13 protein-coding genes are annotated in these 12876 nt (G+C 44.9%); 7 read left to right on the forward strand and 6 right to left on the reverse strand.

What is annotated here, in order from left to right:
- The first annotated feature begins 139 nt into the window (after positions 1–139).
- Positions 140–1498 carry a YcdB/YcdC domain-containing protein gene (locus tag AC1DN5_RS16425; protein ID WP_366970004.1) on the forward strand — a complete coding sequence of 453 codons (1359 nt, stop codon included), beginning with the start codon at positions 140–142 and terminating at the stop codon, positions 1496–1498.
- On the opposite strand, the gene AC1DN5_RS16430 is transcribed toward AC1DN5_RS16425, so the two are convergent.
- Positions 1495–1998, reverse strand: a complete 504-nt coding sequence (locus AC1DN5_RS16430; RefSeq protein ID WP_045926298.1) for a M15 family metallopeptidase — start codon at positions 1996–1998, stop codon at positions 1495–1497. The genes AC1DN5_RS16425 and AC1DN5_RS16430 overlap by 4 nt on opposite strands.
- 110 nt (positions 1999–2108) lie before the next feature.
- On the opposite strand from AC1DN5_RS16430, the gene AC1DN5_RS16435 reads away from it, so the two are divergent.
- Entirely contained in the window at positions 2109–3230 is a 1122-nt protein-coding gene (locus tag AC1DN5_RS16435; protein WP_016936844.1) for a response regulator aspartate phosphatase, read from the forward strand.
- A gap of 113 nt (positions 3231–3343) precedes the next feature.
- A complete protein-coding gene (locus AC1DN5_RS16440; protein WP_366970003.1) occupies positions 3344–4120 on the forward strand; it encodes a glucose 1-dehydrogenase in 777 nt (258 codons plus the stop codon).
- 3 nt (positions 4121–4123) lie between these two features.
- Here the strand turns inward: AC1DN5_RS16440 and AC1DN5_RS16445 are convergent, their stop codons facing one another.
- The 4 genes from AC1DN5_RS16445 to AC1DN5_RS16460 form a co-directional block, all read right to left on the reverse strand.
- Positions 4124–5362, reverse strand: a complete 1239-nt coding sequence (locus AC1DN5_RS16445) for an MFS transporter (RefSeq protein ID WP_045926295.1) — start codon at positions 5360–5362, stop codon at positions 4124–4126.
- Between the two features lie 74 nt (positions 5363–5436).
- Positions 5437–5694, reverse strand: a complete 258-nt coding sequence (locus tag AC1DN5_RS16450; protein ID WP_016936841.1) for a hypothetical protein — start codon at positions 5692–5694, stop codon at positions 5437–5439.
- Positions 5695–5709: 15 nt separating this feature from the next.
- Positions 5710–6333 (reverse strand): dTDP-4-dehydrorhamnose 3,5-epimerase, encoded by a 624-nt coding sequence (locus AC1DN5_RS16455; RefSeq protein WP_029575243.1) that lies wholly within the window; start codon positions 6331–6333, stop codon positions 5710–5712.
- A gap of 1 nt (position 6334) precedes the next feature.
- The gene (locus AC1DN5_RS16460; protein ID WP_029575242.1) at positions 6335–6976 is read right to left on the reverse strand and encodes a dTDP-4-dehydrorhamnose 3,5-epimerase family protein; all 642 of its coding nucleotides are present in this window, start codon (positions 6974–6976) and stop codon (positions 6335–6337) included.
- A gap of 222 nt (positions 6977–7198) precedes the next feature.
- On the opposite strand from AC1DN5_RS16460, the gene AC1DN5_RS16465 reads away from it, so the two are divergent.
- The 4 genes from AC1DN5_RS16465 to AC1DN5_RS16480 all read left to right on the forward strand — a co-directional run bounded on the left by AC1DN5_RS16465 (position 7199) and on the right by AC1DN5_RS16480 (position 11562).
- Entirely contained in the window at positions 7199–8881 is a 1683-nt protein-coding gene (locus AC1DN5_RS16465; protein WP_095241802.1) for a glycoside hydrolase family 13 protein, read from the forward strand.
- Positions 8882–9061: 180 nt separating this feature from the next.
- On the forward strand, positions 9062–10015 hold the full coding sequence (locus AC1DN5_RS16470; RefSeq protein WP_045926294.1) for a metal ABC transporter substrate-binding protein: 954 nt from the start codon (positions 9062–9064) through the stop codon (positions 10013–10015).
- A gap of 54 nt (positions 10016–10069) precedes the next feature.
- Entirely contained in the window at positions 10070–10765 is a 696-nt protein-coding gene (locus AC1DN5_RS16475) for a metal ABC transporter ATP-binding protein (protein ID WP_045926293.1), read from the forward strand.
- On the forward strand, positions 10723–11562 hold the full coding sequence (locus AC1DN5_RS16480) for a metal ABC transporter permease (protein WP_016936837.1): 840 nt from the start codon (positions 10723–10725) through the stop codon (positions 11560–11562). The genes AC1DN5_RS16475 and AC1DN5_RS16480 overlap by 43 nt, the downstream gene beginning before the upstream one ends.
- A 43-nt stretch (positions 11563–11605) precedes the next feature.
- Here the strand turns inward: AC1DN5_RS16480 and AC1DN5_RS16485 are convergent, their stop codons facing one another.
- Positions 11606–12601, reverse strand: coding sequence for an LLM class flavin-dependent oxidoreductase (locus AC1DN5_RS16485; RefSeq protein ID WP_099744970.1), 996 nt, complete (start codon positions 12599–12601; stop codon positions 11606–11608).
- Between the last annotated feature and the right edge of the window lie 275 nt (positions 12602–12876).

The following is a 12876-nucleotide window of genomic DNA, read 5'->3' on the forward strand; positions in this document are numbered from 1 at the left end:
CGCTTTGAATACGGCTGTTTTCCCTCTTTGCTAAAAATAGACACATAAAAGGCACTTTCTTCCCTTTAAAAGGATAAGGACGTTTTTATATAATAAAAAACAGTTCTTTTTTATACACTCTTCTGAAAGGATGACCCCATTGCTGAAAGAACATCTGAGAAAAAAAGCGCTGGAGATCGGGAACATACCGCCGCACTATGAGCTTGAAATAGAAGATTTTGATGAAAAACAAAAAACGAGAGCCTATTATATATGGAAAGATCGCAACCATCCGGACAAAACGGTAACGATTGAGCTGGGCGGCGACGGATCTTTGCTTGCATATTCGCGCAATGACCGTCCGGATTCAGACATTCAGCTGTCAGATGCCGAATTAAAGCTGACGGCTCTTCGGTTTGCGGCCAGACACCGCCCGCTTACTTTTATGAACTTCACTTTTCAGGCGAGGGAAGAACGCAATGGGTGCATCCGTTTTAACTATACAAAAAAAGTGTTCGGCAGGCCGCTTCCCGATTCGGGTTTTTTCGTTGATGTAACCGAGAGCGGCTTCGTCGTGCAGTTTATCTATTATGGGGATAAGGGTGAAGCGCCCGTCCCGGAAACATTCGTCGATCAGGAGAAAGTGATCTCGCATTATATGAGCGGGCTGTCATTCAGTCTCGTCTATGACGTTGTCAATTTTGAGAAAACGCCGCGTCTCGTCTATGAACCGATCCTGCCGGCCTACAGCTATCCTGCCGGAGAAGATGAAATCGTTCCGGATCAGCCGCTTTGCGAAGACAGAAACGAACCGGCAAAACCGCTTCCCGCGCTTAAATATAAAGGGGAAGCCAGCATCTATGAATTGATGGGGTTTACCGCGGATATGATTCAGACACGCCGCCGCGGCCTCGGAGATGAGATCGGAACGACATGGCGGAAAGGGTCAGTTCCGGAACGGAAAGATTTGAGTATAGAAAGCTATTTTGAAAGCAGCAACAAAAATACAATGAAGATGAAAACGGACAAAAAGACAGGGAAAATGACGGCCTTTAAATCTTTTATTGAGCATGCGGGCCCGGCCGTTTATTCAGCAGAAGAGTGTGAGGAAGTCGCACTTCAGTTTTTATACAAGCTTTATCCGAGAGCGGACGAGTTTTTCAAAATGAATCCGCTGAAAACGGACGGCAGGGGCCGGTTCCGCTTCCATTTTTCCGTATGGTATCGGGATATTCCGCTCCGTTTCGGCGCTGCGAGGATCATTGTCAGTCCCGTAACCGGGCTTGTGGAAGCTTACATGGCGCCTGATATTGATCCGGAGCAGCTGGAGCGGATCAATCCGGTGCCGGCCGTTACCCTTGAAGAAGCAAAGGCCGCTTTTTTATCTGATTTCCATCTGCAGCTGGAATGGCAGCGCGATTTTACGCCGTCCGGCAGTGAAGGGTATAAGCTTGTGTACAGGCCTGTATATCCTCCGTATATTGATGCGCAAAAGCGAAAAAAGAAAAGGTTTTATTAGCCAGGGATCATTTGTAAATGAGGATAATCTTTAAAGCCTCTCCAATCGCCTCCCCAATCAAAACCGAGCGTTTTGGCAATCGATACGACCTCAAGCCAATCGGGCGTGCCGTTTCGGTTTCCGTCATACGTCATATCCCAAATCAGGCTGCCATCCTTTTTCTGCAGGGCGAAGTCGATGGCAAGGCCGTAATTGTGGTATGATTCTCCGCCTTTTGCGTAGGTGACGATGTTTCCTTTTTTTGAACGTCCTTGACGGTACAATTCGTTTTGTTCCTCAATTGATCTGAAACCCTCTGTGATAACGACGGTGATGCCTTTTTTCAGTGCGGCCGTCTGCAATAACTGCGCATTCTGTTTAACGAGCGGATGAAGATCGCTTGGTATATCTCTTTCCTGTAATGCCGTTTGCGGCCTCAGTTCTTTCTGCACATAGGAAAAACATAGGTCTGCGGAAAAGAAGAGGATGAAAAGCAGCGCTATTCTGGCTGGTAATCTCATGGCGGAATACTCTCTTTCTTTAATTGGTTAAAATCTTTGTTTGCTCACTGTTATAAATTTGCTATGATAAAATATAACATAATTAGTAGCCGGAGGAAGGAGGCAAATCTATGAAATCCAAGATTCCATCTGAAGAAGTAGCCGTAAAGATGAATGAATGGTATAAGCTGATCCGCGCGTTTGAAGCCGATAAAGCTGAAGCGCTGAAGCGGGAGATTCAATATGAACTCGAAGATATGGAAGAGAACCAGGACTTATTATTGTATTTTTCATTGATGGAATTTCGGCACCGCATCATGCTGGATAAATTAAAACCCATGAAAGACTGCGACGGCCGGCCTCCGTTCTCTGAAATGCTCACTGAGATTGAGATGAACCAGCAAAAGCTGACCGGTTTACTGGAATACTATTTTTACTATTTCAGAGGAATGTATGAATTTAAGCAGAAAAACTTCATCTCAGCGATTTCTCATTACAAACGGGCTGAGGAAAAGCTTGAATATGTGGAAGATGACATAGAAAAAGCCGAGTTTTTGTATAAAATTTCTGAAGTGTACTATCATATCAAGCAGACTTTCTTTTCGATGAATTACGCGGGACAGGCGCTTGATATTTACAAGAAATATGAATTATACGGAATGAGAAGGGTGCAGTGCAAGTTTATCATTGCCGGAAATTTGATGGACGCCCAGCAGCATAAAAAAGCGCTGGAATACCTCGAATGCGCCTTGGAGCACGCGGAGCGGCTTGATGATCAATATATGATTGCTGCGGCCTATTATAATATCGGGCACTGTATGTACAGTCTGGGTGACTTTTGCAAGGCTGCCGATGACTTTGAACGTGCGGCTGCCGGCTTTGAAGCGCACAGCTTCCAACAGGTCATTCAGGCTGTTTTTTCACTCACACATATATACTTTAAAATGGAAAAATACAGTGAAGCCGCCGCCAGCTGCGCGCGGGGCATGAAAAGCGCGGCGGAGTGGGAAGATGAGATCTATATGACAAAATTCCGTCTGATTAAAGAGCTTTATCAGGGGGAAGGCGGGCAGGACTCGCTCAAAGAGTATTTTGATATTCTGGAATCTAAGGAACTGTTGGCTGACACGGAGGAGCTGCTTCAGGATGCGGCCCATTTCTTTCATAAACGGGGGAACTACAAAGCGGCATCTTATTTTTTCAGCCGGCTTGTCGGCGTGCAAAAAAGGCTGCAGATGAACAACTACGCATAATGAAAATGAACGGTGGAGCTTCGGTCTCATCGTTCTTTTTATGATTCCTTCTGTTTTCAGCCGATCAAAACCGGGTACATGCCCTGTATCAACATCAGGGAGGAAATGAGACAATGTATCACGATTTACAGGAAAAAACGGCGATTGTAACAGGTTCTTCGAAAGGAATCGGAAAAGCCATTGCCGAACGCTTCGGCAAGGAGCGGATGAATGTGGTTGTAAACTACCTCGGTGATGCTGCCGGAGCAGATGAAACAGCGGCCATGATTGAGAAAGCGGGAGGCAGAGCCGTCACCGTAAAAGCCGATGTATCCTCAGAGAATGAGATTCAGGCGCTGTTTGATGCCGCACAGGAGCATTTCGGCGGAGTGGACGTGATGGTCAACAATTCCGGCTTTAACGGTGCCGAAGCGATGCCCCACGAAATGAGTCTGGAGGATTGGCAAAAGGTCATCGACGTCAACGTGACCGGCACCTTTTTGGGGGCGAAAGCGGCCCTTAAACATATGCTCGATCGCGGGAAAAAAGGAACGGTCTTAAACATATCGAGCGTCCATCAGCAAATACCCCGCCCTGAAAACGTGCAGTACTCAGCATCCAAAGGCGGGATCAAAATGATGACGGAAACGATGGCGCTCAATTATGCACCCAAAGGCATCCGGGTCAATGCCATCGCTCCCGGCACGATCGCCACGGAGTCTAATAAGGATCTGGAAGATGAAACACATAAACAGGCCCAGCTGAAAAAAATTCCGATGAACGCCTTCGGAAAACCGGAAGAAGTCGCAGCCGCCGCCGCATGGATGGTGTCGGAGGAAGCAAGTTACGTGACCGGAACGACACTTTTCGTCGACGGCGGCATGACGCTTTATCCGTCTCAGCTGGAGTGAACATTACACTAATTTCTTATTTTTAATGTCACTTTCTTCTTTTAGGAGACGCCAGTCTTCGTTTCGAAGTGAAGTAAACAGAAAAACAATATTTGTCAAGATAATAATAAATGAGCCTGCTTGGAACACATGCAAAGTGCCAAGCTTATGAGAAAAATAGCCTGCGGCTAAAACGCTGAGGGGAGCCAGTAATGTTGAAATGAGCCTTGAACCGCTAAAAACGCGTCCTAAATAGTCAGCAGGGACATGAGTCTGAAAAAGCAAACTTACAAGTCTGGAATTTAAACCTATGCTCCCCATTAAAATGGAATTAAGAATCCCGATTATAAGCCAATGATCGCTGTATGCAAGAATCAGTAAAGACAATGCAGTCATGAAAGATGAAATAAATAATGCATGTGCTGACTTGAAAAAACGGTGCACGTAGGGAAGAATAACTCCGCTAATGATTCCGCCTGCAGCACTTAGCGTATAAATGAAACCGATTTGTGTTTCCGTGATATGAAGCTCTTCTTTTAGTTTGAACATAATCATAAGAACCGCCCCTGTTAACCCTAAATTTATAAATAGGTTCCATAACGTCAGCAGCTTGTAAACTTTAATCGAGAGGGTATATTTAAGACCTTCAAAACTTTTCCTGAGAATTTCCTTAGGAGTTGCAGCGGCTGTTATCTCTTTATCTGAGTAGTTTATTAATTTAAGCGAGAAGATAAGGATTAAAAAACCTAAAAATGTAAACCATAGGCTGTTAAACAATCCAAATATAGTTAATGATAAACCGGCTATTGAAGGGCCAATTGATGTGGCTATTGATAAAGCGATCTGAGAAAAAGAATTAGCTGAGGGCAGATCACTCTTTTTCACGATTTCAGGAATGATAGATATGTCAGTTAAACCATACATTGCGATTAGCAGATCAATAAAAAAGGCAATGAATAAGACAAGAGGTGCTGTTAGGATCTGCAATTCATGGAAGATCGGAATTAAAGAAATGAGGAATGCCTGCGATATTGAAATGAAGATAAGTACCTTTTTCCTATTATATGAATCAATAACAGCGCCGCCAAAATAGGCTGCAAGAAAATCTGCCAGAAAACCTAGAGCGTAGCAAACCCCCATTAATATTGGAGAGTTCGTGAAATAAAGTATTAACAAGGGGAGAACAAGGTCATATATATTTTCAGTTAATTTGTGTATAAAATTACTGCTGACTACGAAAAGAAACGCTCTGTTTTTAATCATGATTTAATCCTTTCCCATAATGTTAAATACAATAAAGAGAAGAACTTAGGACAGCTAAGTTCTTCTCGATTACTCTACTCAATCGTAACTTCGTAATTGTCCCCTATTTCTTTCAGTAAATCTTTAGCGCTTTTTGCTTCAATTGAGGCAGCGCCATAAGGTGTTTGAGCGATTTTTCCAAGCAATGCAATCGAGGCTTCATCCATAAGCTGAGGAGTAATACAATTGATGAATGCCTTTAGCCCTTCTTTTTCTAAAGGATTATCAATTTTGTTTACTAGATCTTCCAGCTCATGCAGGGAAGTATATATATCTTCCATTACAGTTGTCATTTATATCACCCCCTTTCAATTTCCCGTTGGTTTCATTTGTATTCGTCTCAGTTCCCCGTCAATATAAGCTTTATAAGAAAATGGAGGTGTTTTACCAGTTTTCAGGACTTCTTGCTCCTTTTTTAACAGGAATTGCAACGCCTCTTTGGGCAGAGGGAGTTTATTGATATTTACTTTAGGGAATTCCTCCGCATTTGTATTTTCAGAAAAAATTAGGCGGTCATTTCCTACGATATAACCATTATTTTCGTTTGTTGCAAAAAGTATTGGTTCGGAACGTATTGTTGTATTTTTCAATCCAAGGAATCTCTTTGCAATGCCTCTTTCTATAACTAAATGTTTTCGGGGGTCAGGTGTGAATTCCATTGTTAATTTTTGATGAAGTGTAGGGGAGTTCTCTCTGCAATCAATAAATTCAGCTGTTATCATTTGATTTTCGTTTCCGATAAAAGTGAATCTGTCAATTTGTCCAATATGCAAATAAAAGTTTTTATAATGGGTATCATCCTCAAAAAAGAATACATCAGTAACAATCGGCCCCTCATTTGCCACCAAAGTATAACTGCGGATTCCAGTTCCTACATAATAATTTTTTTTCCAATACAGTCCCTGTATATTAGTTTTTTCGATTGTATTCATGCTACACCTCACTTCTTTTTTTAGGTTTTAAATTTACATAGCGCATTTCGCCATCTAATTGAATTTGAAATCTATGAGGGAATTCTTGGAGATCTTTCATATTGTGTTGTTGAACTTTAAGAGCGAATTCATAGGCTTGTTTTGGGATAGGATATTTGTTCACTTCTAAAATGGGGAAATTTTCAATGCTTTCATTTCTATCTACATTGACGACGTCATTTGCCATATTATAATGAATGTTTCCAGTTGAGAGATACCAAATAGGCTCGTCTCTAGTTAAGACATTTTCCAGTCCATCAAAAGTGTGTGCAATGCCTCTGTCAATATAAAGCATTTTTTTAGGATCTGGATAATATTCAAGTACTACTTTTTTATGAAGTGTTGGTGAGTCCTTTCTGCAATCAACAAAATGACCGATGATTTTTTGTGTTCTGTCACCAAAAAAAGTTAATCTATCTACCTGGGCTATGTGAATGCCGTAATGTTGATAGGAGAATTGATTACTATGAGTAACCATATCAGAAATCCCGGGCCCATCGCTTGCTATTACGTGAGAGTATTTTTCATCAGGAGAACAAGTATATAGATTCTTTTGGAAAAACAATCCTTCAATTTCGGTTTTCTCGATCTCTTCCTCTTTCATTAGTATCCTTCCTCTCATTTGATTTAAATACTGATTATTTTGAATAAACTAATAATAACCAATTTTTAGAATGTTGTAAACATATTTTGTAATAATTGGATTTTTTTATTTTTGGTCTGTGACTCAAGTGGTCATATCATGTTTGGAAATATAGGGAAGACCTTGTTTACATTTAATAAAAATAAGGAAATAATCTATTAAAAATAAAGGAGATTAGACTTTATGCCGAATGACTGGTGGAAAGACGCCGTTGTCTACCAAATCTACCCGCGGAGCTTTCAAGACACGAATGGTGACGGCATAGGTGACTTGCGGGGAATTATCGCGCGTCTCGATTATATAAAAGAGCTTGGCGCCGATGTGATATGGATCTGCCCGATTTACCCGTCGCCAAACGTTGACAACGGCTACGATGTGACAGATCACCAAGCGATTATGGAATCATACGGAACGATGGAGGATTTTCACGATCTGCTTGCGGAATGCCGCAGCCGAGGATTAAAGCTTGTGATGGACTTCGTCTTAAATCATACATCCACAGAGCATCCTTGGTTCAAAGAGGCGGAAATGAATCCCGACAGCAAATACCGCGATTATTATATTTGGCGGCCGGGCACCGCGGACGGCCCGCCGACCGATTGGGTGTCGGCTTACGGACAATCCGTCTGGCAGTACGAAGAACATACGGGCGAATATTATCTGCATATGAACGCCGTCAAACAAGCCGATCTGAATTGGGAAAATCCCGAAATGCGGCAATCCGTGTACGAGATGATGAGATTCTGGCTCGATAAAGGCGTGGACGGCTTGCGTATAGACCAGCTCCATTTTCTGTCCAAAAAAGAATACTTGCCGCCGTATGAAGATTATATCGCTCGCCGGGCCGATCCGAAGCCTTTCCGGCCAAACGGAGCACGGATACATGATTACTTAAAAGAAATGACGAAAGAGGTATTTTCCAAATATGACGTGATGTCGGTCGGCGAGGCCGGATCAGTGACGCCTGAGGAGGGGCTAGTTTATACGGGAAGCGATGAGCATGAGCTGAATATGATTTTTCATTTTCAGCATATGGAGCTTGACCAGAAGCCGGGCCAAGAGCATTGGGATGTAAAGCCGCTTGAGCTGACCGATTTGAAGAAAGTGCTCACAGACTGGCAGAAAACACTTGAACATCAGGGCTGGAATACGCTGTATTGGTGCAATCATGACCAGCCCCGGATCGTATCCCGCTTCGGAGACGAAGGCAAATACCGAAAGGCATCAGCCAAAATGCTTGCCGCCCTGCTTTATTTCATGAAAGGCACGCCGTACATTTATCAGGGAGAAGAACTCGGCATGACAAACGCCCCGTTTGACAGGATTGAGGATTATCAGGATATTCAGACCGTCAATATGTATCACAAAAGGGTATTTGAAAAGGGCTGTGACAGAGAAGAAGTCATGGCGTCCATTATGGCGAAAAGCCGTGACCATGCCCGTACACCGATGCAGTGGGACGGCAGCAAGAATGCCGGGTTTACAAAGGGAGAACCGTGGCTGAAGGTCAATCCCAATTACAAAACCGTCAATGCAGCCGAGGCTCAGGATGATCCCGATTCTGTATTGAACTTTTACAAAAAACTGATCCGCCTGCGAAAACAGTATGCTGATGTCATAAAAGGCAGCTACACGCTGCTGCTTCCTGATGACCCGCAGCTGTTTGTGTATGAAAGACAGGCAAACGGACAAAAACTCATCTCCATCAGCAACGTATCGAAAGAAGAAGCCGTTTTTTATTGGCCGGATGGCTCCAAACCTGAAAGCGCCGAGCTTCTTCTCAGCAACTATGAAAATGGCGGCGGCGCGGAATCCCGCATCACATTCCGCCCTTATGAAACAAGAGTCTATCTGCTGGCCTGCTAAGAGTTAGACCCCCCTGTCCTTACCTGACGGGGGCTTTATAGGTAAATCGAATATCAATTTAGAAAAAATATCTTGCAAAACGTAATTACTTCGTTTTATTATGGTAAAGGTAACAAATGAGCGAGAAAGTACGATTCGGAAATCGTCATCATTCTGATTTGCAGAACAGGGGGAAACGGCTTGTTTAAAAAATGGAGCGGAATCATCGTCATTGCGGCATGCTTTTTAATCGCGGCGGGCTGCGGCAATTCATCTTCAAAAGGTTCGTCAGGTTCTTCGAAAAACGGCAAACTGCACGTCGTGACGACCTTTTATCCTATGTACGAATTCACAAAACAAATTGTAAAAGACAAAGGCGATGTAGACATTCTCATCCCGTCTTCGGTCGAACCCCATGATTGGGAGCCGACGCCGAAGGATATCGCCGGCATTCAAAACGCCGATCTTTTCGTATACAACAGCGAATATATGGAGACATGGGTTCCGTCAGCGGAAAAAAGCATGAGTTCTAATCATGCGAAGTTTGTAAAGGCGTCAAAAGGAATTGACCTGCTCAAAGGCTCGGATGAAGAGGAAGAAGAGCATGAACACGGCGGTCATGACCGCAGCATGGACCCTCACGTCTGGCTGAGCCCGGTTCTTGCGCAAAAAGAGGTCAAAACCATTACGGAGCAGATCGTAAAACAGGACCCGAAGAATAAGGCATACTATGAGAAAAATAGTAAAGAATATATTGCAAAACTGAAGGATCTTGATAAACTATACCGTACAACATTAAATAAAGCGGCGAAAAAAGAATTGATCACACAGCATGCGGCGTTCAGCTATCTCGCTAAAGAGTACGGCTTGAAACAGGTCGCGATTGCAGGCCTTTCTCCTGAAGAAGAGCCGAGTGCGGCCAAACTGGCAGATCTCAAAACGTTTGCCAAACAGCATGATGTGAAGATCATCTACTTTGAAGAAGTCGCATCGCCTAAAGTTGCAGATACACTTGCCGGTGAAATCGGCGCGAAAACGGAAGTGCTCAATACACTGGAAGGTTTAAGCCAAAAAGAACGGGATAAAGGCATCGGATATATCGACATTATGGAGAAAAACCTCGATGCACTGAAAGATTCGCTATTGGTTAAATAACATAGTGTGCGCCGCAGGGTGCACACTATTTCTATGCGGGAAAGGAAGGTCAGCATGAATCTCGTTACATTAAAAGATATCGTTTTTGGTTATTCGCATACACCGGTGCTTGACGGCGTGTCGCTGGAAATCAAAAGCGGCGAATTCGTCGGCATTACAGGGCCGAACGGCGCGTCAAAATCGACGCTCATGAAAGTCATGCTCGGCATGCTCAGACCTTGGGAAGGAACGGCCGAGATCAGTAAAAAAAACGCAGCCGGAAACCGCCTGACAATCGGCTATGTTCCGCAGCAGATTTCTTCATTTAACGCGGGGTTCCCGAGCACGGTTCTTGAGCTTGTGCAATCCGGCCGTTATACGAAGGGAAAATGGTTTAAACGATTGAACGAAACGGATCATCACGAAGTAGAAAACGCGCTGAAGATGGTGGAGATGTGGGATTTCCGCAATCGGAAAATCGGCGACTTATCCGGCGGACAGAAGCAGAAAATCTGCATTGCGAGAATGCTTGCGAGCAATCCGGATCTGCTGATGCTTGATGAGCCTACAACAGCGGTTGACTATGAAAGCAGACAGGGCTTCTACGAATTTATGCACCATCAGGTGAAAAATCACAACCGCACCGTCGTCATGGTGACACACGAACAAAACGAAGTACAGCAGTATTTGGATAAAGTCATACGGCTTGAGAGGGGGGAAAAAGGCGGATGGAAATGTTTGACTTGGAATTCATGCGACGAGCTTTTCTAGCGGGAAGCATGATCGGAATTATGGCGCCGATATTAGGCGTATATCTCGTGCTGAGAAGACAGGCGCTGATGGCGGATACGCTGTCTCATATTTCATTGTCGGGCGTCGCCATCGGTTTTTTTCTCAGTACCAATATTACGGCGGCGAGCATCGTTGTCGTCACGATCGGGGCCATCGGCATCGAATACATGCGGCGGGCATACCGTACATATTCAGAGGTTTCTATCGCAATCTTAATGGCGGCCGGGCTGTCGTTTGCGATGTTTCTGATCAGCCTGTCAAAAGGCGGCGCGTCGATGAGCATTGATCAATATTTATTTGGATCGCTTGTGACGGTCAGCCAGCAGCAAGTCTATATTATCGGCGGAATTACCCTGCTGATCCTGCTTTATTTCATTATTTTAAACAGGCCGCTCTATCTGCTTACCTTTGATGAAGCGACGGCGAAGACATCCGGCATTAACACCAATCTTCTGTCAATGTCTTTCAGCATCGTGACGGGGCTTGCGATTTCGGTCATTATTCCGATTATCGGCGTGCTGCTTGTTTCCGCGCTCCTCGTATTGCCCGCGGCTTTTGCGATTCGTATCGCCAAAGGATTTAAATGGGTGTTTACGGCCGCCATTGCCATATCTCTGTTCAGTGTGTTCACGGGGCTGACGTCTTCATACCAGCTCGGAACGCCTCCGGGGCCGTCAATCACTTTACTGTTAATCATTCTGCTTCTGCTCGGCTTTACGCTGCAGGGGATTTGGAATGCGTTTAAAAAAGGAAAAGAACGAAAAAACCGCCGTTAAGCGGTGCAGCAGGCTCATCTGCTGCTCCGTTTGACGGCTTTTTTTACAGAAATAAATCAGCGAGACGTTCATATGACTCTTTTTTGGCTTCGAAATCAAAGACGTTGCACAGCACCATCATCTCTTTTGTCTGATAACGTTCGGAAAGTTCAAGCAGACGGCGTTTGACTGCGGCGGGAGAGCCGATCACCATCCGCTTCCTGTTTTCTTCAATCTGTTTACGGTCCTCCGGCGAATACAGGTAAGCCTTTGCTTCTTCCACACTCGGCACGCGGCTGTCGGCACCTTTCCCGACACGAAGCAGCCATAAATCCTGGCTTAACGCGAGTTCTTCCGCTTTCTCATCCGTAGCCGCGCATATGACGAAAATGGCACAGAGCGAGGCGGGAGCGGAGAAATGGGCGGAGGCCCGGAAATGGTCCCGATAGATCTGAAAAGCTTTTTCCCCGCGTTCCGGATTAATGAAATGGCCGAAGACATAGCCCGCACCCTGAAGAGCGGCGCGCCTGGCGCTGTTTTCCCCGAGGCCGAGCACCCAAAGCTGCGGGGCTGTTTCAATCAAAGGCGCTGTTTTTATTCCTGCATAAGCATGGTCCGAGGGAACGGAATCTGTCAAAAAGGATGACAAATCCTGAAGCTGCCTGTTGAACTCGGTCATGCTTTTCTTTACCCCGTCTGTGAGGGCGAGCCGGATTTTCGTCGTGCCGCCCGGTGAGCGTCCGACCCCAAGATCAATCCGGTTCGGATGGAGCGCCTCAAGCTGGCGGAATGTTTCCGCGACTTTATAGGGACTGTACTGCGGCAGCAGAACGCCGCCTGAGCCGACCCGGATAGTCGTTGTGGCTGCGGCGGTATGAGCGATCATAATTTCCGGCGAAACGCTTGCGAGCCCTCTTGTGCCGTGATGCTCGGCAAACCAGTACCGCTTATAGCCCCATCCTTCGCTGAGGCGGGCGAGCTCCGCGGAATGGCGGAGCGTCTCGTGCGGCCCTTTTCCTTTGGATACTGGCGCCTGATCAAGTATGCTTAAATCAATCACTCGTCTGCCCCTTTCCTGACATGTTTTGATACAAGGATAGGAAAAATGTTCAGTCCCCGTCAATTTCTTTGTTTTTTCTATTCTCTCCGGAACGAAGGAGAATATAGGAAGTGATTTTTCGCCGATTTTCGTCAAAAATTCTTATGTTTTATGAAACTTTGATATAATAAAAGACGTATATCTTAATAAATACCGGGATTCATGTCCCGACATTTTGTGAAAATGCGCACTTGCGGCGTGCTTAGCGGCACCCTTACAGAATAGGAGTGAATCAT

This window comes from Bacillus sp. 01N42_2, assembly GCF_056399565.1.

What these genes read in the sequence shown, in the direction of transcription:
- AC1DN5_RS16430 (WP_045926298.1), bottom strand. Translation starts at nt 1,998, where the DNA reads ATGAGATTACCAGCCAGAATAGCGCTGCTTTTCATCCTCTTCTTTTCC.
- AC1DN5_RS16435 (WP_016936844.1), top strand. Translation starts at nt 2,109, where the DNA reads ATGAAATCCAAGATTCCATCTGAAGAAGTAGCCGTAAAGATGAATGAA.
- AC1DN5_RS16440 (WP_366970003.1), top strand. Translation starts at nt 3,344, where the DNA reads ATGTATCACGATTTACAGGAAAAAACGGCGATTGTAACAGGTTCTTCG.
- AC1DN5_RS16445 (WP_045926295.1), bottom strand. Translation starts at nt 5,362, where the DNA reads ATGATTAAAAACAGAGCGTTTCTTTTCGTAGTCAGCAGTAATTTTATA.
- AC1DN5_RS16450 (WP_016936841.1), bottom strand. Translation starts at nt 5,694, where the DNA reads ATGACAACTGTAATGGAAGATATATATACTTCCCTGCATGAGCTGGAA.
- AC1DN5_RS16455 (WP_029575243.1), bottom strand. Translation starts at nt 6,333, where the DNA reads ATGAATACAATCGAAAAAACTAATATACAGGGACTGTATTGGAAAAAA.
- AC1DN5_RS16460 (WP_029575242.1), bottom strand. Translation starts at nt 6,976, where the DNA reads ATGAAAGAGGAAGAGATCGAGAAAACCGAAATTGAAGGATTGTTTTTC.
- AC1DN5_RS16465 (WP_095241802.1), top strand. Translation starts at nt 7,199, where the DNA reads ATGCCGAATGACTGGTGGAAAGACGCCGTTGTCTACCAAATCTACCCG.
- AC1DN5_RS16475 (WP_045926293.1), top strand. Translation starts at nt 10,070, where the DNA reads ATGAATCTCGTTACATTAAAAGATATCGTTTTTGGTTATTCGCATACA.
- AC1DN5_RS16480 (WP_016936837.1), top strand. Translation starts at nt 10,723, where the DNA reads ATGGAAATGTTTGACTTGGAATTCATGCGACGAGCTTTTCTAGCGGGA.